The organism is Gordonia sp. NPDC127522 (assembly GCF_042672305.1).
Classification (GTDB): Bacteria; Actinomycetota; Actinomycetes; order Mycobacteriales; family Mycobacteriaceae; genus Gordonia; species Gordonia hongkongensis.
In genome coordinates this window covers 57,834-74,905 of record NZ_JBHXVK010000022.1, presented here as the reverse complement: position 1 = coordinate 74,905, position 17,072 = coordinate 57,834, and the positions used below count along the sequence as shown (strand labels likewise).

The following is a 17,072-nucleotide window of genomic DNA, read 5'->3' as shown; positions in this document are numbered from 1 at the left end:
GAGCGAGCGAAGCGATCCACCCCCCGCCCCCTGAGGTGCGAGGAGCGTTAGCGACGAGCCTCGAAGGGTTGGCGACGTCGTCTCGCCAGGACCCTTCGTGACGGCCTCCGCAAGCTCCGGCCTCCTCATGGAGCAGTGGTTCACATCAGCGAACGGAGGCCGGGTTCGCTGTCGGACCGCGGGGCCGGGGGCGGAGCGGCGCGGAGGAATTCGTCGGTGGCCTGTCGGATACTGCCCGAGATGGCATGTCCGACATGGCTACCGGAGTACCAGTGGACTTTCCCACCCCAGTGATCGTGTAGTTGCTGGGCGGCGGTCACGGAGGTCACCCGGTCGTTGAGCGCCGCGACCACCATGCGGCGTTCTGGTGTCGGAACCGGCTCCACGGACAGTGGGTTGATGACCGACGAGACCGCACGAACCGGCTCGCTCTTCATCAACGACGCGAGATGGCGCCCCTTGGACCCGCCGCGCTCCATGTGGTGAGCCAGGGTGGCATGCATCTCCAGCATCGGCACGACGGCGAGCACCGAGCTGATACGGGGGTCCATCGAGGCGACCATCGCGGCGATCGGTCCGCCGAGCGACGTCCCCGCGATCGCGATGTCGGCGGGTTCCTGACTCTCGATCCATGTGATGAGCGAACGGATCTCGGCGATCGCCCGGATGGTGATGACGGTGTTGACCAATGGGTCGAACCCCGGATAGGCCACCTTCTCGACTCGCCGGGAGCCGTGGGCGGGCAGGACGGGGAAGACCACGTCGTAACCGAGCTTGTTGTACAGGTTGGCCGCGCGGAACGCATAGAGGTCGTCGGCCCGCCCCTGGGCCGCCCCGTGGACCCAGATCAACCAGCGGCGACCGGTGCGTCGTCGTGACAGCACCCGCACCGAGGCGACCCCGTCGGCGTAGGGGTCGGCCGCGGCGATCGATTCCGGGAGCGGCACCGCCACCGAGTAGTCGATGTGATCGAACGAAGTGGTCCCGAAGGTCTTCCGGTTGCGGGAGATGATGCCGGGTGGGCCGGGGTCGAGGTGGACTCGCGACGGACCGAGGGCAGCCAGTTCATCTGCGACACCGACACATCGGTCGACGCAGTCTTCCACGAAGTCGATCGGCGGGATGTCCCGGATCACCGAGTTGACCGCGATGAACAGCTCGTCGACGGCGGTCTCCCCGACCATCCGCGGACCGCAGTCCGCCGGCGGGACGCCCGTCGCGGGATCCCCGCGGCCGGCCGCACGCGAACTGCCGATCGCACGGGGCAGCACTCTCGCGAACAACCCCAGTCGTGCTGCGCCCGAATCCCAGTCGATCAACTCGCCTCCTGCGCCATCGCGGTACTGTTCTCGTCCTCGTCGGCGGTCGTCCGTCCGAGCGCACCGGCGGCCTCGGCGACCGCGTCGGCCACCCGCCGCAAGAAGCCGGCCGGGTCGGGCATCGACTCCGGTGTCGCGATGAGGCCCATACTGAGCCTGCCGGCGTAGCTGTAGGTGGTGAGATTGACGTCGGCGGGTGCGATGGCCAGCGCGAACGAGATCCAGTCGACGACCTCGATGTCCCCGACCCACCGCGTGGTGCGCGGACCCGGCATGTTGGCGGTGGTGATGTTGTTCATCACCAGCGGCGCGCGATTCGCGGCCAGACCCCGGAAGACCGGGCCAAGCCGTCCGGTGTAGGTGGCCAGCGCGTCGGTGAGATCGAAGCCGACCTCGCGCCGGCATCGCACGGTCGCCGCGCAGCTCGCACCCGTGGCCGCGATCCGCTCGATCGGGTCGGCCAGATCCGTCCTGAGATAGGCCATCGCGGTGGCGATCTCGTTGCCGTGCACGCGGGTGGAGGCCAGGTCCTTGCATACGCCGAAGATCGAGACCGACACTCCCGGCGCCTCGCCGCGGGCGATGAGTTCCGCCCGGATCGCACCGGCGATGACACCGTGCAGAGCCCCGTTCACGGTGGTTCCGGTGGCCAGCGCGAGTCGCTGGACGGCGGCGAGCGGGATGTCGCCGGACGCACACACGCGTTCGGCGCCGCTGCGGGCGTTGAAACTCGTCCGACGGACCGTCAGGGGTTTCGGGATGAGTTCGGCATCGCCGGCCCTGCGTTTCGCGACAACCGCACGCGCCAGTGCCGACGCCGCCGACGGCAGGCGACGAACCATACGCCAGGATTCCGAACGCGCTGCCCGCGTGAGCTCCTCGTCGTCGTGCTCGATGCGGGTCGCACCGATCGGCGCCTGCTCGACCCGCTCATCCGGACCGGCGGTCACGGCCATGAACGTGTTGAGTGCGGCGAGACCGTCGGCGACGGCGTGATGGACGCGGACGACGACCGCCTGCCGCCCACCGGCGAGACCGTGCACGAGGGTCAGTCCCCAGAGCGGCCGACTCCGATCGAGTTGCCGAACGGCGAGCTCGGACAGGATCGCGTCCAGCTCGGCACGTCCCCCCGGTGCGGCGGCGGAACGCTCGTCCAGGTGCCGGCGCACGTCGAAGTCGTTGTCGTGCACCCAGAAGGGACGGGCGCCGTGTCCGCGAGCCCACGCAAGCCGCTGGGTCGCACGCGGGAACATGCCGAGGTAGTCGGGCAGGACGTCGGCGATCTCGGTGAGATCGAGGGGTCGGTCACGACGGGAGGTGTCGAGCACCGCGACCTTCAGTGTGTGCATCGGGGTCGACGCCGATTCCATGTTCAGCATCAGCGCGTCGGGACCGGACATCCGTTCGGCGTCCAGAACTTCGGCGGAGCGGTCGATCTGCTTGACAGCGTGCATGATTCAGCTCACCTTTCGTTCGGTCGACGGGGCGGACGGGAGTTCGCGTTTGAGGATCTTGCCGGTGGCATTGCGCGGCAGTTCGTCGAGGAAGTGGACGTCGCGGGGGACCTTGAATCCGGCGAGCTGTTCTCGCACGTGCCGCTGGATGTCCTCGGCGCCGATCTCGGCCTCCGGTGCCCGCACCACATGGGCGACGAGACGCTGGCCGAACCTGTCGTCGTCGACCCCGGTCACCGCGACCTCGACCACCTCGTCGAGAGCCCCGATGACCAACTCGACCTCGAGTGGATACACGTTCTCCCCGCCGGAGACGATCATCTCGTCGTCGCGGCCGACGACGAACAGCAGCCCGTTCTCGTCGAAGCGGCCGACGTCGCCCGACACCATGTGTCCGTCGCTGACTGCCTTGGTGTCCGAGCTGGTGTAACCGTCGAACCCGGAGTTGTTCGCGACCACGATGCGCCCGACCTCGCCGACGGGGACCTCGCGGTCGTCGTCGTCGAGGATGCGAACACTCGTACCGGCGAGCGGCCGCCCGGCGGTCTCCGGCGCGGTGCGCAGATCGGCTGGGGTGGCGGTGGTGATGAGACCCGCCTCAGTGGCGTTGTAGCTGTTGTAGACCACGTCGCCGTACCGATCGAGGAATGCGACAAGAGCGTCGGAGCGCATTCGCGATCCGCTCGCGGTGGCGAAGCGAAGCGTCGGCATCGGGTGGTCGTCGAGGACGTCGTCGGGGAGGTCCGTGATGCGTTCGAGCATCACCGGAACCACGGCGAGGCCGGTGGCCCCGTGGTCGCGCACCATGTCGAGCGTCGCCACGGGATCGAAGCGACGACGCATGATCATCGTGCACGTCATCGTCGCCGCGATGGCCACCTGCCCGAAACCCCATGCGTGAAAGACCGGGGCCGCGATGACGATGGACTCGCCTGCGCGCCAGGGAATCCGGTCCAGCATCGCGGCGAGGGACGCCACGTCGGTGCTTCCGCCTCGGCGCGCACCCTTCGGCGTTCCGGTGGTTCCCGAGGTCAGCAACACGATCCGGCCGGCACGTTCGGGCCTCGCGGGTCGCGCGCCGCGATTCGCGTCGATCAGTCCGTTGACGGTGACACCCCGCGTCGACTGGTACTCCGTCCATGCCCGGACGCGCCGGAGATCCGGAAGTCGTTGCGTCGCAGCCTCGACGACGGTGTCGAACTCGTCGTCGGCGATGAGCACGTCTGCCTGTTCACGTTCGAGGACGTCGGCGAGCTGGGGTCCGGCGAACCCGGTGTTGAGGAGTACCGCGTCGGCACCGAGCCGGGACGTCGCGGCGAGCGCCTCGATGAGACCGCGGTGGTTGCGGCAGAGGATGGCGACGGTACCGACCGCCGTGCCGGGAAGATCGCGCAGACCGACGGCGAGCGCGTCACAGCGGGCATCGAGCTCGCGCCAGGTGAGTTGTCCCGCCTCGTCGATGAGGGCGAGTCCGTCGGGATCGCGCGCCGCGGCGAGTCCGATCCCGCTCACCGGCGAGGCGCCGCCGTGCCGACGGAGGTTGAGCCCCATGCGGACATAGCGATCGACCCGGAGCGAACCGAGAAAGCCGCTGCGGACGAGGGTGCGAACGAGCCACATCTGTGTGGTGACGCGATCGCGGAGTTGCGAGATCATCGTCGTCTCCTGGTGATCAGCCGATGACCGGGAATCGGCGCTTGCGGGCGAGGTCGTCCAGTGCGTGCTGCATGCGTTTGCGGACCATCTGGTCCACCTCGTCGTGTTCGGGGTTGTTGCCGAACTCGGCGGTGATGTCGATCGGGTCGAGGACCTCGGTGACCAACTTCGACGGCAACGGGATGTTCGGCGGGAGGTGCGCGGTCAGACCGAACGGGAAGCCGAGCGCGAACGGAGCGGTGTCGGTGCGGATCAGCTTGTCGAGCCGCAGTATCCGGGCCAGCGTGTCACCGCGGTTGAGGAACAGCTGCGTCTCCTGGCCCCCGATGGTGACGATCGGGACGATCGGGACGCCCGCCTCGAGTGCGGTGCGGATGTACCCGGTCCGACCGTGGAAGTCGATCGTCGCGCTCTGGCTGCTCGGCCGCAGCGCCTCCCACTCCCCGCCGGGGAACACGATGGTGGCCGCGCCGGACCGCAGGGCGGCGACCGCGTTCTTCGGGTGAGCCGGCAGGAACCCGACCTTCCCGAAGATCTGTTTGCCCGATCCGGTGAAGACGAGGTCGTGGGCCAGGGTGTACAACGGCCGGTCCGCCCCGAACTCGTCGGCGAAGGCCACGCTGATCACCGGGACGTCGAAGGCCATCAGACCGCCCGAGTGGTTGGACACGAGGAGGGCACCGCCGTCGGGCACCTTGTCCATGCCCCGGACCTCGGAGCGGAAGTAGGTCTTGACCACGAACTTGAGCACGGGCAGCACCCGCTTCACCCAGGTCTCGTCGCGTGCGGTGAGGTCGAAGGTCTCGGCGCTCATCGGTCCATCTCCTGCGGGATCGATTTCGCGGTTCGCGCGGATCACCGCTGGATCGGTCGGAACCGGACGTCCGACCGGGGTCGATGTCCTCCGAACCGCAAAATGAGAACACGTTCTAGTGGTTAAATTAGAACACGTTCTACTTTGCGTCGCCACACTTCGTTACCTATGCCACAACTGACTGATCGGTAGCCTTATGGACTTCATCCTGGAGGACATCTCCGAAGCGGAGGTCGCGCGTCGCCGCGCGGTCTACACCCCTCTCACCGACACCGTCCGGGACCTCGTCGACGCGGTGATCCGCACCGAGGTCGCCGAGGAGGACCTCGACGAAGCGCGCCGACGGATCGCCGACGTGGTGGCCGATTTGCGAAGAAGCCAGATGGACGGGGCCTTCGGGGTGCGACATACCCGCGAGAACACCGGAATGGCCTGGGGAAATGCGGTCATCGGCGTGCGCAATGCGCTCGCGCCACCGCTCGACGTCGTGCATGTCGCCGACGGGGTCCGCAGTGAGTTCACGCTGGGAGCGGCCTACGAGGGGCCGCCCGGTCAGGTGCACGGCGGGGTGTGCGCGATGGTCCTCGATCACGTCCTCGGCAATGCGGCCAGTGTCGAGGGGCCGTGCTACACCGGCACCCTCACCGTCCGGTACGGGCGACCGACGCCCCTGGGCGCACTGGTCGCGCAGGCGTCGGTGACCGAGCGCAGCGGACGCAAACGCGTCGTCCGCGGCACGATCTCCGACGCCGACGGGGTGACCTGCGAGGCCGAAGGGGTGTTCATCGTGCCCCGCTCCGCGGTCGACGTCCCGTCGGTGCGCTGGTCGGCGGGCTGATGCGGGCCGCGGTGACCGCCCCCGGAGAGTCCGGCCCAGGAAGGTTCGGCCCAGGAGAGTTCGACCCAGGCGGATTCGTCGTCGAGCACCGTCCGGATCCGACGCCTGGTCCCGGCGAACTCGTTCTGCGGGTCGCGGCGAACGGGATCTGCGGTTCCGACCTGTCGACCGCGCCGCTGCTCCCGGCCGGCACGATCATGGGCCATGAGTTCGCCGGCGAGGTCGTCGGCATCGGGCCCGCGGACCCGGATGCCCCACACTCCTTCCGGGTCGGCGACGCCGTGGCCGCGATGCCGGTCATCGGGTGCCATCGGTGCCGCGCCTGTCTCACCGGTGACGTCGCCCGCTGCCCGTCGGCGCGCACCCTGGGGCTCGGCGTCCTCCCCGGCGGACTCGCCGAGTTCGCCGTGGTCGGTGCCGCCGAGAGTGTCCTGCTCGACGACATCGACCCGGTCGACGGCGCGCTGGTCGAACCACTGGCGGTGGGTCTGCACGCCGTCACCCGCGCGTCCGTCCGGCCCGGCGACCGGGTGCTGGTCCTCGGCGCCGGTCCCGTCGGCCTCGCGGCGTTGCACTGGCTCTCCCGCGGCGTGGCCACCGAACTCGTGTGTTCGGACCCGTCGCCGGGCAGGCGCGCGGCCGCACTCGATCTCGGCGCGTCCGCAGTGTGCGCTCCGGACGAACTCCCCGCCCAGGTCGAATCGGGCTTCGACGTGGTCGTCGAGTGCGTGGGCAAGCCGGGGATGATCGCATCCGTCCTCGACGCGGTCGCAACCCACGGAACAGTGGTCATCGCGGGCGTCTGCTTGAGCGCGGACACGTTCATGCCGGTGGCCGGAGTCGTCAAGGAGATCACCATGCACTTCGTCTCCTACTACACCAAGCGCGAGTTCGACACCGCCGCAGCCGAGTTGAGAAAGGGCGCGATCGGGTCGTCGACGCTGGTCAGCGGGATCGTGGGGCTCGACGAGACCGATCGCGTCGTTCGCGAGCTCTCGGCGCCCAACGACCACCGCAAGGTGCTGATCGCACCCGGGGTGTCCACGGTCGGCTGATCGGCACTCGCGGCCGCCCGCGCACCCGGCGTACGGTCACTCGGGTGAACAGTGCCGTTCCCGAAGCCCCCGAGCCGTTCAGTACCGACGAGGCGCGGCGGGTGCGCGCGATCTCCACCGAGCTGGGCCTGCCGGGCATCGTCGATGTCCACACCCACTTCATGCCGCGACCGGTGATGGACAAGGTGTGGGCGTATTTCGATTCCGTCGGGCCGCTGGTCGGACGTGAGTGGCCGATCACCTACCGCGCAGACGAGGACGTCCGCGTCGCCACCCTGCGCGACTTCGGGGTGCGGGCCTACTCGTCCCTGGTGTATCCACACAAACCGAACATGGCCGAGTGGCTGAACGGCTGGGCACACGACTTCGCCGCCAACCACGACGACTGCCTGCACACGGCGACGTTCTATCCCGAGGAGTCCGCCCACACCTACGTCTCCCGCGCCATCCAGTCCGGCACGCAGGTCTTCAAATGCCACATCCAGGTCGGCGACTTCGCCCCGACGGATTCGCTGCTCGACGGGGTGTGGTCGCAGATCGCCGACTCCCAGGTCCCGGTCATCATCCACTGCGGTTCCGGGCCCGCGCCGGGGACGTACACCGGACCCGACCCCATCCGCGAACTGCTGCACCGGTTTCCGTCGTTGCCGCTGATCGTCGCGCACATGGGGATGCCCGAGTACACCGCTTTCCTCGACCTCGCGCTGGAGTACCCCAATGTGCGCCTGGACACCACGATGGCGTTCACCGACTTCGCCGAAGAGGACGCCCCGTTTCCGTCGGACTACCTGCCGCGACTGGCCGACGCCGGCGACAAGATCCTGTTCGGCAGCGACTTCCCGAACATCCCCTACGGCTACACCCACGCCCTCGAGGCGATCATCCGCCTCGACCTCGGGGACGAGTGGCTCCGAGACGTGTTCTACCGCAACGGCTCCAGGCTCTTCCGCATCGGCTGAGCACGGCGTGGGCGCCACCCGCCGGCTACAGCACCTGGGACAGGAAGGCCCGCAGCCGATCCGACGTCGCGTTGTCGAAGACCTGCTCCGGACGCCCGGTCTCCACGACGGCACCGTGATCCATGAACAGCACGTTGTCGGAGACGGTGCGCGCGAAGCCCATCTCGTGGGTGACGACCACCATGGTCATCCCCTCGGTGGCGAGGTCGGCCATGAGCGCGAGGATCCCCTTGACCAGTTCCGGGTCGAGGGCGGAGGTCGCCTCGTCGAAGAACATGACCTCGGGGGTCATGGCGAGCGCACGGGCGATCGCCACCCGCTGCTGCTGGCCGCCGGACAGGCGTGCCGGGCGCACATCGGCCTTGTTGGTCAGCCCGACGATCTCGAGCTGCCGGAGCGCGACCTCGCGGGCCTCGTCCTTGCTCAGCCCCTTCAGCTTGCGCGGCCCGAGCGCGACGTTGTCGACGACACTCTTGTGCGGGAACAGGTTGAAGTGCTGGAACACCATGCCGATCCGGCGTCGGAGTTCGTCCGGGTTGTCCGTCAGGACCGACCGGCCGTCGAGCAGGATGTCGCCCTGGTCGGGTTCGTGCAGCCGGTTCAGCACGCGCAGGAGAGTCGACTTGCCCGAGCCCGACGGTCCGATGACCGTCGTCGTGGTGCCGGCGTCGACCTGGATGTCGACGCCCCGCAACACGTGGTGCTTGCCGAAGGACAGGTGCAGGTCGGTGCCGGTGAGCGAGACGGCCGTCCGGGTCGCGGTCGTACTCGGCGTCCGGGAGCCCGGCGTCTGGGAGCCCTCGGTGTCGTTCTCGGACTTGTTGAGATCAGGCATGGGCCTATCCCTTCTCGACGACGGTCGGGGGCAGCGGGTCGTCTTGGACATCGGTGGGGCGTCCGGTGCGCAGGCGCCGGTCGATGTAGTTGACCAGGTGCGTCAGCGGGATCGTGAGGATCAGGTACATGATTCCCGCAGCGACGAGGGGCGAGAGGTTGCCCGTCTGCGCGTTCAGGTCGCGGCCGACCGCGAACAGTTCCCGCTGGCTGGCCAGCAACCCGAGGAAGTACACCAGCGAGCTGTCCTTGATCAGGCTGATGAACTGGTTCATCAGCGCCGGGAGCACCCGCCGCACGCCCTGCGGCACCACCACCAGACGCATCGACTGCCGATAGCTGAACCCGATGGCCCGCGAGGCCTCGAGTTGCCCGTCGTCGACGCTCTGGATTCCGGATCGGAAGATCTCGCCGATGTAGGCCGCCGCGAGCAGTGCGAGGGCGACCGCGCCGAGCCAGTACGGGTTGTTGCCGGTGATGCCCTTGACCACCGGGCCCACACCGAGACCCACGATCAGGATGACGACGACGGCGGGCAGTCCGCGGAAGATGTCGGTGTACACACGCGCCGGCCAGCGCAACCACCGCGACCGGGAGATGCCGCAGAGCGCCAGGATCATGCCCAGGATGGTGCCGAGCACGCCGGACACCACGGACAGGATCAAGGTGTTCACGAGCCCGGTCTTGATCAGCTCCGGGAACGACTCCTTGTAGAGATCCCAGTTGAAGAAGGTGTCGCCGAGCTGTTCCAGGGTGCTCTTGGGCGCGGTCTCCTCGGCCGGTCCGGCCTTCTCCGCGTTCTCGGCGGCGATGGCGGCGATGTCGGGGAGTTCGGGCGCGGGCGCCGCCTTGCTGCCCGGCTTCCACCCCTCGGGTAGCTCGCGCGGCACCCAGTCGACGTAGAGGTCGGCATACGTGCCGTCGGCGATGATGGCGTCGAGTCCGGAATTCAGGGCCTCGGTGAGCCGCGGCTTGTTCTTGCCGACGGCCCACGCGACGAAGTTGTTGACGCTGAAGGTGTTCTCGACGATCGCGGTGCCGTCGCCCTCTCGGACCGCACCCTCCGCCTGCTGCGACGGTGCGACCCAGGCGTCGACCTGACCGCTCCGGAGGTTGGCGTAGGCGGTGGCGTAGTCCGGGAACTTCACCGGGTCGAGGCCCAGGGTGTTGACGACGTAGTCGTCCTGGACGGTGCCCTGGACCACGGCGATGCGCGTCGAGTCGGAGAGGTCGCCGAAACCCTTGATCGCCCCGTCGGTCGGCGCCACGAGTGAGAAGTAGCCGAAGTCGTAGCCGTTGGTGAAGTCGACGGTCTTGCGCCGGTCGTCGGTGGTGGTGATCGATGACGACCCGACGTCGAAGCGGTTGTTGGCCACCTGTGACAGCAGGCCGGCGAACTCGGTCCCGTTGAACTCGATCTGCAGACCCAGCTTCGCGGCGACGGCCTTGAGGAGTTCGTTGTCGAAGCCGGTGAAGTCGCCGGCGCCGTTGACGCAGATGCTCGGTCCGGCGTCCGACAGCGTGCCGACGGAGATCTTGCCGGGCGACAGCAACTCGAGACGGCTCACGTCGATCTGGTCGAGCGGCGTGGTGGACTCGGTGGTGTAGCGGTCATCACCGCCCTGATCGGCCGCGGCGAGATTGACCGGCGCGGCCGAGGCCGACGCGAGTCCGGCGGGCGCACAGCTGTCGGCGGGAGCCGCCTGGGCTCGCGGCGCAGGTCCGCCGAGGATGGTCAGCAGGCCGACGATGGCGACCGTCAGTGCCAGCGCGACGACGCGCACCGCGCGCGGCACGGCCCGTCGGGCGCGATGGGATCGGTGGTTGGACACCATGTCGACACTATCCCCACGCGCAGGAGGTGTCCCAAATTTTTGCTCGCCGGTGGGTTTAACCCGGTTGAGCTGGGGATCGTCGTCGTCACGGGGCGCCTGCGAGGCGCGCTGCGGATGCCACCGTCGGCCTGGCCGTCTCACGCCGATCGTCGGGGACACTTACGTGGAGTCGACGCCGATACTTCTCTACCGGAATTTGCGAACTGCTTGTCGGAAAATGATTCGCGTGCTACCAATGATACAGGGATTCGGGATTTGTAACATCATTTCTTCACCGCGCCGGAAATCAACCCCCTCTTGGTTATCTGGCGCCCATCCCGCTATCCCACAGGCCGTCGACGTGCGCTTTTGTTGCGGCCTGCGTCCACTGTCGAATTCGAAGTGAAAGCGGGAAAAATCATGCTGTCTGCAATCTTCTACGCAATCGAGGCTTTCGACAATCTGTTGTGGGACTTCGCGGAAACGATCGTCACCGGCAGTGACGAAGCCGCCGGTTCGTAGGCTCCACCACCTCAGGACGAGTTCAGCAGTAGGTATCGCCTGGCGATACCTACTGCTGAACCTGTGTGGGACCACTCACACGCCGGCACCAGACCAACCGGGGTACGACGGGCCGGGCGCCGTCAGGTCACCCATGTCACCACAGATGCTCGGGTCAAGAGGCTGCTCGCCGGGCCTCAGCCCGGCCTCGATCTCGAGGGCCTTCCAGTCGCCGAACACGTTGTCGCCGGGAAACAAGCTGTCGCCAGGCTTCGACTCGGGCGGAGCTGTTCCTTCGCGTTGAACGGTCACGGACACCACAGTGACCCGACCAAACGGACCCTCCGGCCGAAAATCCGACGAGAAGTACGGTGGGAAGGATACTTCGCTACTACTCGCCCGGCCGACAGTGCACACGTCAATCACCATCTGGCCACCTCCCAACTGCTGCACACTCGCGATCCGGAGAATTTTGTCTGCCGTGTGATAAGGGTCGCTACTTGGAGCCGGGTCGAGAATGTCGGGTATCGGTACGGCCTCCCGAACCCCTGGGTACTCACCTTCGATGTCCCAGTCGTAAAGCACGAGTATGTGGGACTCAATGACTGCCCGAACAAACGTCCCCAAGGACGAGTGGAGGCCTACGACGCCATCGTCCCGCCACCGCATGCGCCACTGCAGCCCCTGTTCCAGCCGAGCAGCCGATGGAGAAATCGTGGTCTCGGCGGCCGACGTCTGGGCCCCACTGTTTTGCCCCTGCGGCGAATCGCTGGTACTACATCCGACCGAGAGCGCCAGGCACAAGACGAGGCTCGCGGTGGCGCTAGCGAGGCGCACTATCGGAGACTTCAAATTCATCATCAGTTTCGTCGATCGTCGGATCCTTCTCCGATTCATCAAAATGGTCGTTGTAGCGGAACCGGACCGTTTCAGCGCCAATGTCACGCGAGAACTCGCGGAAGGCCTGTTCGTGTTTTCGGACCATATCTGTGTCGAGTGTCCCGTTCTCGCTGACAAAAGTGAACGTCGACCCCGTTCGATCGTGCCACGGCTTACCCCAGAGTTCCGGCCGGTCCTCAAGGACGCCCGAAGTCATTTGCACCACGCGGTCGGTTCCGGCCGTCATCTTGTCCAACTGTGTTTCCATGTCACGAATCTCGGTCCGCCAAGTGTTTTCGTCCTGCTGTGGGTCTGCGGTCGGGAGACTGATCTCTTCAGCTTTCACGAGTGGCACCGTGAGTCCAGCGACCTCGGATAGACCCGGGATCCACAATCCGCCCGCCCCCACCAGCGCACCCGCGGAGTCGATCAGGAAGGTGTCCTCATTCCATTTGCGGAGCCGTTCCCACTCGTCGTTGTCCGCTAACGTCTCCAAGGCGTTGCTCAACCCGCCGCTCATCGAAGAATGAATCTTGCCTGCGGCAGTGGCAAGTTCGGTGTTGTCCGGGTCGCTTCCGAACTCGTGCGCAAGGTAGTTCTCCCACTGGACGGCCGCGGTCAGGGCGATTCGGCCGGCTCCGGGGTCAGTGGACAGGACTCCGATCAATTTGGAGAACTCAACTGTGTCTGCAAGCGGCCCGGCCGTGTGATTGGTCAGAACCTCGCTGGGTGCGTCCGCAAAGTTTCCGAAGTACGGAGCGAGGTTCGCAGCCAACACCTGTGAGACGTAGGGGTTTCGCTCGCCAAAGGTCTCGTATTCCGTATTTCCGCTGTGGTCCTTGTTGACGTAAAGAGCATCGAGTGCCTTTTCGTTCTCGATCAGAACACGCGCCAGCGCATCCGCCGACTTACCTCCGAGCTCACCCTCGTAGCCAGGCGCCGCTACCGCTTCGCCGATCCAGTCGAATAGGTCTGTCGGTCCGCGCTGGTCATCGGGGGTGCACATCTTCGGATCGCCCTCAGACCAGTTCTCGGTCAGGACGTTCAGCACATGGGTGTCCGCATCGTATCGGTGTCCTTCCGCGACGGTCACCCCCATCCGCTCGCCTGTGAGGAAGTCTGTCACCGCCTGGTGGTCGTGACTTGCGGTGCTGAGCATCGAGCTGGCGACCTTGCGCACCTCGTCGTAGGACTGATTCTCGTCGTAGAAGCCGAAGGGCGTGTCCTCGTCGTGTGGGAGCGCACCAGCAATCTCCGACGCCTGTTTCAACATCCCTCGATCGACGTCGGTGCCCAGTTGCAGATTGCGGTCGGTTCGGTCACTGAGGATCGTGTTGAGCGCCTTGAAGTCGTCGAGACGATTCACGCCGGTGAGGGAGTAGAGACCGCCTGGCTGTCCCACTATCTCGTGCTTGATCTGGTTCTCCCGGAGCAACGACACGACGCTGTCAGGAAGCCGGTCGAGCCCGCCGGCCGACCCCGCCTTCGTCCTGACGTTCGGCGAGGACATCACCCTGAGGGCGTTGCCGAGTACACCTGGCGCTTGTTCGTGGACCCGCAGCAACTCGTTCATGTTGGCCGAGTCGACCTCGCGCATGAACGTTCGTAGGTAGTCGTACTGCCCCTGCGAAATCTCTGTCGGCTGACCTTGACGCAGCGATTCGAGTTGTTCCGGGGAGAAGTGCGTCGCATGGTTCAGACGCGCGAGACCAGCAGGTGAGATGTTCCCTTCTCGTAAGGCCCTGACGTCGAGCTCAGCTTGGCGTGAACTCAAACCAGCGGTGACCGGCGCCATCGCACGAATGAGTTCTTCCGCCTGCACAATCGCGCGTTTCGTGTCGACGTCGGCATCATGCAATTCGCGTGCGAGTCGTTGGAGCCGGACCGTCTCGTTCGTCGCCTCGTTCCCCCGTAACGCACGCTCGTTCGCAATTCGTGTCAACGCGACGCTGTCACCCTCGTTGCGCCGCTCCTCGGCCTCATAGTCACGGAGATCGCGGACCGTCCAGTCGTCGTCGACCGAGAACCGGTCCCCCACCAAATTGGTGGCCGTGGTGTTGAGCGTCTCGACCATGGGCGTCATCCTGCTCGCACCCGACTTGAAGGCCCTGGCAAGTTCGTCAACGGCGGCGGCGACACGAGTCATCTGAGTCTTCTCGTGGTCGGCTCGAATCACGGCAGCGTCGTACGAAGCGCCCTTCCAGTCGAGGCCGGCTACCTTTGCATACAGCTCTCCGGCCCTCCGCTCGATTGCGGTCGAGACCGGGCTCAACGAGGAAGCCGCGTGGCCGAGCACTTCCGGATGTGCGTTGGCAACAATGCTGCGAGTCTTTGCACTCATCACTCAGGTCGCTGGTTGAGATTGCCCAGGGATTGAAGCAATCTCCCAGCAACGTCGTCCACGTTCACCAAGACCGACGCCGCCGAGTCCAAGGCGTCTCCGAATTGCTCGTGACGGCCCGCGATCGTCGTCAGCGCCTGTTTGACGGATGCGCCGACGCTGTCGGCCACTGCAGCAACCTCGAAACCGGGCACCGCCATCGCGATCGCGCCGAACGTCGGCGATTCGATCGCACGAATCGATATTCCGTTGCTCGCCATGTGACGAGCCGCATCCGTCAAGCTGCTCGGAGTGACCTCAACGGGTTTTGGTGTCATCGAATCCCCCAACCACTCACCGTGCCCCTCCCGCAGAGGCACAGGCATTCACGTGGAGTGATACTAACCGCACGCGAGCCCGTGGTCGGGTGTCAGTCCACAGCGCACCAACTCAAGACGAGTTCAGCAGTAGGTATCGCCTGGCGATACCTACTGCTGAACCTGTGTGTGGGACTCCTCAGCCCCGAGCGGCGATCCGCGCCTGTACCTCGGGGCGCCGGAGCGGGGGCACCGTCTTGGGCGGCTGACGACGCTCGGGCAAGACGTCGAGCAGCGTGCGGGTAGCCGCGGTGACGGCGACCACCGCGGCCTCGAAGGCCTCCGCATTCGCCGGCGACGGATGCCGCACGCCGCTCACCTTGCGCACGTACTGCCGTGCGGCCGCCTCGATCTCGTCCTCGGTGGCCGGCGGCTCGAGCCCACGGAGTTCGGTGATGTTGCGGCACATGGCAGATCCCTTCGATGACGGACGCGCTGGGCGGAAGGCGATGCGACGTCGCAACCGGCCGACCCGCCGAGGGCCTACTCGCCGATCTTGACGACCGCTTTCCCCAGAATCCGCCCTTCGGCGAGATCGGTCAACGCTTCCGGCAGCTGGTCCAGCGTGTAGGTCACGTTGACCTGAGGTTCCATCCCGTCGGCGATCATCTGCGTCAGCTCTTCATGCAGCTTCGCGGGCAGATTCAGTTCCGGATGGGTGCGCACATACTCGCCCCACGCGGCCCCGACGACGGCGATGTTGCGGAACAGGACTCGATTGAGTTTGACGGTCGGGATGCCACCGGCCGCGAAGCCCACCACGACGTAGCGGCCGTCGGGGGCGACCTGGCGGAGCGCCTCGTCGAACACCTCGCCGCCCGAGGGGTCGATCATCACGTCGACGCCCTTGGGGACGATCTCCTTGAGCTTGGTACCCCAGCCCTCCTCGAGCTGGACGATCTCGTCGGCCCCGGCGCTGCGCAGCAGGTCCTCGGCACCTTTCCGGTGGACGATGGCGATGACCTTCGCGCCCATCGCCTTGGCGACCATGATCGACGCGGTCCCGACGCCGCCGGCGGCGCCGAGCACACCGACGACCTCACCGGGCTGGGTGTGCGCGCGAGTCTTCAGCGCGAACAAAGCGGTCTGGTAGTTGATGCCCATCGCCGAGCCCTGCTCGAAGGTCAGTCCCTCGGGAAGCGGCAGGAGTTGTTCGGGCGCGGCCGCGACCTGCTCGGCGAATCCACCGACGATCGACGCCACGAGCACCTTGTCCCCGACCTTCACCGAGGCCCCGTCGGGAGCCGAGCGCACCACGCCGGCGACCTCGGTGCCCGGCGTGAACGGCGTCGGCACGCGCAGCTGGTACTTGCCCTGACTCATCAGCACGTCGGGGAAGCACACGCCGCACGACTTCACGTCGACGACGACCTGGCCGTCGGCCGGGGTGGGATCGGGAACGTCCTGCAACTCGAGTCCGGACGGGCCTGTCTCTGCGGTGAGTACCTGAGCTTTCATACGGCTCACCCTACGCGGCGACCGTCACACACCCGATAGGATCTGATGCCATGTCACAACCTGCGGAACCGTCGCCGAACGCACCCTCCCCCGACCGCCTCCGCGTCGCGGACGAGGCACCCGGATTCATGCCGCTCGACGAGGCACAAACGCTCTTCGAGATCGCCGGAGAATATCTGTCCCAACCTGATTCGACGAAGGTTTGCGTGGAGATCGGTACCTACTGCGGGAAGTCCACCGTCTTCCTGGGATCGGCCGGCGAAGCGCACGATGCCGTCATCGTGACCGTCGACCATCACCGCGGTTCCGAAGAACACCAACCCGGTTGGGAGTACCACGACGAGTCCCTCGTCGACGCACACACCGGGACGCTCGACACCTCGGCACGCTTCCGCCGCACCATGTTCGACGCCGGACTCGAGAACACCGTCGTCGGACTGCTCGCGCCGTCGGCCGTCGCCGCAAAGATCTGGGGCCGTCCGGCCGATTTCGTGTTCATCGACGGCGGGCACAGCATGGAAGCGGCACAGACCGACCTCGACGGCTGGGCGCCGTGGGTGCGCATCGGCGGGGCCCTGCTCATCCACGACGTCTTCCCCGACCCCGCGGACGGCGGCCGCCCGCCGTACGAGATCTACTGCCAGGCATTGGAAACCGGACAGTTCACCGAGGTGCGCGCGGAGGGATCGCTGCGTGTCCTCCGCCGCGACTCGGGTGAGGTGGGCGCGCCGCTACCGCGGAAAGCCTGACCTCTCAGGGGTGTGCGATCTGACGGCCGTCGTGGACACAAAGCT

Annotated in this window: 15 protein-coding genes; 4 read left to right on the top strand and 11 right to left on the bottom strand. The window is 66.6% G+C overall.

Going from position 1 to position 17,072, the window contains the following annotated elements:
- Positions 1–140 precede the first annotated feature (140 nt).
- The 4 genes from ACFVHY_RS22440 to ACFVHY_RS22425 are packed head-to-tail and all read right to left on the bottom strand — an operon-like array spanning position 141 to position 5,243.
- On the bottom strand, positions 141–1,319 hold the full coding sequence (locus tag ACFVHY_RS22440) for an alpha/beta hydrolase family protein (protein WP_390275542.1): 1,179 nt from the start codon (positions 1,317–1,319) through the stop codon (positions 141–143).
- Positions 1,316–2,773 carry a wax ester/triacylglycerol synthase domain-containing protein gene (locus ACFVHY_RS22435; RefSeq protein ID WP_390275541.1) on the bottom strand — a complete coding sequence of 486 codons (1,458 nt, stop codon included), beginning with the start codon at positions 2,771–2,773 and terminating at the stop codon, positions 1,316–1,318. Before ACFVHY_RS22435 ends, ACFVHY_RS22440 begins: the two co-directional genes overlap by 4 nt.
- Positions 2,774–2,776: 3 nt before the next feature.
- On the bottom strand, positions 2,777–4,429 hold the full coding sequence (locus ACFVHY_RS22430; protein WP_390275540.1) for an AMP-binding protein: 1,653 nt from the start codon (positions 4,427–4,429) through the stop codon (positions 2,777–2,779).
- Positions 4,430–4,445: 16 nt separating this feature from the next.
- Positions 4,446–5,243, bottom strand: a complete 798-nt coding sequence (locus ACFVHY_RS22425) for a lysophospholipid acyltransferase family protein (protein WP_390275538.1) — start codon at positions 5,241–5,243, stop codon at positions 4,446–4,448.
- A 196-nt stretch (positions 5,244–5,439) separates the two neighbouring features.
- Here ACFVHY_RS22425 and ACFVHY_RS22420 point away from each other — a divergent pair, with 196 nt between their 5' ends.
- The 3 genes from ACFVHY_RS22420 to ACFVHY_RS22410 are packed head-to-tail and all read left to right on the top strand — an operon-like array spanning position 5,440 to position 8,095.
- Positions 5,440–6,081, top strand: coding sequence for a PaaI family thioesterase (locus ACFVHY_RS22420; protein WP_390275537.1), 642 nt, complete (start codon positions 5,440–5,442; stop codon positions 6,079–6,081).
- Positions 6,081–7,136 carry an alcohol dehydrogenase catalytic domain-containing protein gene (locus ACFVHY_RS22415; protein ID WP_390275535.1) on the top strand — a complete coding sequence of 352 codons (1,056 nt, stop codon included), beginning with the start codon at positions 6,081–6,083 and terminating at the stop codon, positions 7,134–7,136. Before ACFVHY_RS22420 ends, ACFVHY_RS22415 begins: the two co-directional genes overlap by 1 nt.
- Positions 7,137–7,180: 44 nt before the next feature.
- On the top strand, positions 7,181–8,095 hold the full coding sequence (locus ACFVHY_RS22410) for an amidohydrolase family protein (protein WP_390275534.1): 915 nt from the start codon (positions 7,181–7,183) through the stop codon (positions 8,093–8,095).
- A 25-nt stretch (positions 8,096–8,120) separates the two neighbouring features.
- Here ACFVHY_RS22410 and ACFVHY_RS22405 read toward each other — a convergent pair whose 3' ends face one another.
- The 7 genes from ACFVHY_RS22405 to ACFVHY_RS22375 all read right to left on the bottom strand — a co-directional run bounded on the left by ACFVHY_RS22405 (position 8,121) and on the right by ACFVHY_RS22375 (position 16,278).
- Positions 8,121–8,930, bottom strand: coding sequence for an amino acid ABC transporter ATP-binding protein (locus ACFVHY_RS22405; protein ID WP_390275533.1), 810 nt, complete (start codon positions 8,928–8,930; stop codon positions 8,121–8,123).
- A gap of 4 nt (positions 8,931–8,934) precedes the next feature.
- Positions 8,935–10,764 carry an ABC transporter substrate-binding protein/permease gene (locus tag ACFVHY_RS22400; RefSeq protein ID WP_390275532.1) on the bottom strand — a complete coding sequence of 610 codons (1,830 nt, stop codon included), beginning with the start codon at positions 10,762–10,764 and terminating at the stop codon, positions 8,935–8,937.
- 576 nt (positions 10,765–11,340) lie between these two features.
- The gene (locus ACFVHY_RS22395; RefSeq protein ID WP_390275531.1) at positions 11,341–11,829 is read right to left on the bottom strand and encodes a hypothetical protein; all 489 of its coding nucleotides are present in this window, start codon (positions 11,827–11,829) and stop codon (positions 11,341–11,343) included.
- A 238-nt stretch (positions 11,830–12,067) separates the two neighbouring features.
- On the bottom strand, positions 12,068–14,464 hold the full coding sequence (locus tag ACFVHY_RS22390) for a hypothetical protein (protein WP_390275529.1): 2,397 nt from the start codon (positions 14,462–14,464) through the stop codon (positions 12,068–12,070).
- Positions 14,464–14,724 carry a hypothetical protein gene (locus tag ACFVHY_RS22385; RefSeq protein WP_249356473.1) on the bottom strand — a complete coding sequence of 87 codons (261 nt, stop codon included), beginning with the start codon at positions 14,722–14,724 and terminating at the stop codon, positions 14,464–14,466. The genes ACFVHY_RS22390 and ACFVHY_RS22385 overlap by 1 nt, the downstream gene beginning before the upstream one ends.
- A 235-nt stretch (positions 14,725–14,959) precedes the next feature.
- The gene (locus ACFVHY_RS22380; protein ID WP_058252418.1) at positions 14,960–15,229 is read right to left on the bottom strand and encodes a DUF2277 domain-containing protein; all 270 of its coding nucleotides are present in this window, start codon (positions 15,227–15,229) and stop codon (positions 14,960–14,962) included.
- 74 nt (positions 15,230–15,303) lie between these two features.
- A complete protein-coding gene (locus tag ACFVHY_RS22375) occupies positions 15,304–16,278 on the bottom strand; it encodes an NADPH:quinone oxidoreductase family protein (RefSeq protein WP_259936089.1) in 975 nt (324 codons plus the stop codon).
- Positions 16,279–16,328: 50 nt separating this feature from the next.
- On the opposite strand from ACFVHY_RS22375, the gene ACFVHY_RS22370 reads away from it, so the two are divergent.
- Positions 16,329–17,027, top strand: a complete 699-nt coding sequence (locus tag ACFVHY_RS22370) for a class I SAM-dependent methyltransferase (RefSeq protein ID WP_390275528.1) — start codon at positions 16,329–16,331, stop codon at positions 17,025–17,027.
- Positions 17,028–17,072 lie beyond the last annotated feature (45 nt).

What these genes read in the sequence shown, in the direction of transcription:
- ACFVHY_RS22435 (WP_390275541.1), bottom strand. Translation starts at nt 2,773, where the DNA reads ATGCACGCTGTCAAGCAGATCGACCGCTCCGCCGAAGTTCTGGACGCC.
- ACFVHY_RS22430 (WP_390275540.1), bottom strand. Translation starts at nt 4,429, where the DNA reads ATGATCTCGCAACTCCGCGATCGCGTCACCACACAGATGTGGCTCGTT.
- ACFVHY_RS22425 (WP_390275538.1), bottom strand. Translation starts at nt 5,243, where the DNA reads ATGAGCGCCGAGACCTTCGACCTCACCGCACGCGACGAGACCTGGGTG.
- ACFVHY_RS22420 (WP_390275537.1), top strand. Translation starts at nt 5,440, where the DNA reads ATGGACTTCATCCTGGAGGACATCTCCGAAGCGGAGGTCGCGCGTCGC.
- ACFVHY_RS22415 (WP_390275535.1), top strand. Translation starts at nt 6,081, where the DNA reads ATGCGGGCCGCGGTGACCGCCCCCGGAGAGTCCGGCCCAGGAAGGTTC.
- ACFVHY_RS22405 (WP_390275533.1), bottom strand. Translation starts at nt 8,930, where the DNA reads ATGCCTGATCTCAACAAGTCCGAGAACGACACCGAGGGCTCCCAGACG.
- ACFVHY_RS22400 (WP_390275532.1), bottom strand. Translation starts at nt 10,764, where the DNA reads ATGGTGTCCAACCACCGATCCCATCGCGCCCGACGGGCCGTGCCGCGC.
- ACFVHY_RS22390 (WP_390275529.1), bottom strand. Translation starts at nt 14,464, where the DNA reads ATGAGTGCAAAGACTCGCAGCATTGTTGCCAACGCACATCCGGAAGTG.
- ACFVHY_RS22385 (WP_249356473.1), bottom strand. Translation starts at nt 14,724, where the DNA reads ATGGCGAGCAACGGAATATCGATTCGTGCGATCGAATCGCCGACGTTC.
- ACFVHY_RS22380 (WP_058252418.1), bottom strand. Translation starts at nt 15,229, where the DNA reads ATGTGCCGCAACATCACCGAACTCCGTGGGCTCGAGCCGCCGGCCACC.
- ACFVHY_RS22375 (WP_259936089.1), bottom strand. Translation starts at nt 16,278, where the DNA reads ATGAAAGCTCAGGTACTCACCGCAGAGACAGGCCCGTCCGGACTCGAG.
- ACFVHY_RS22370 (WP_390275528.1), top strand. Translation starts at nt 16,329, where the DNA reads ATGTCACAACCTGCGGAACCGTCGCCGAACGCACCCTCCCCCGACCGC.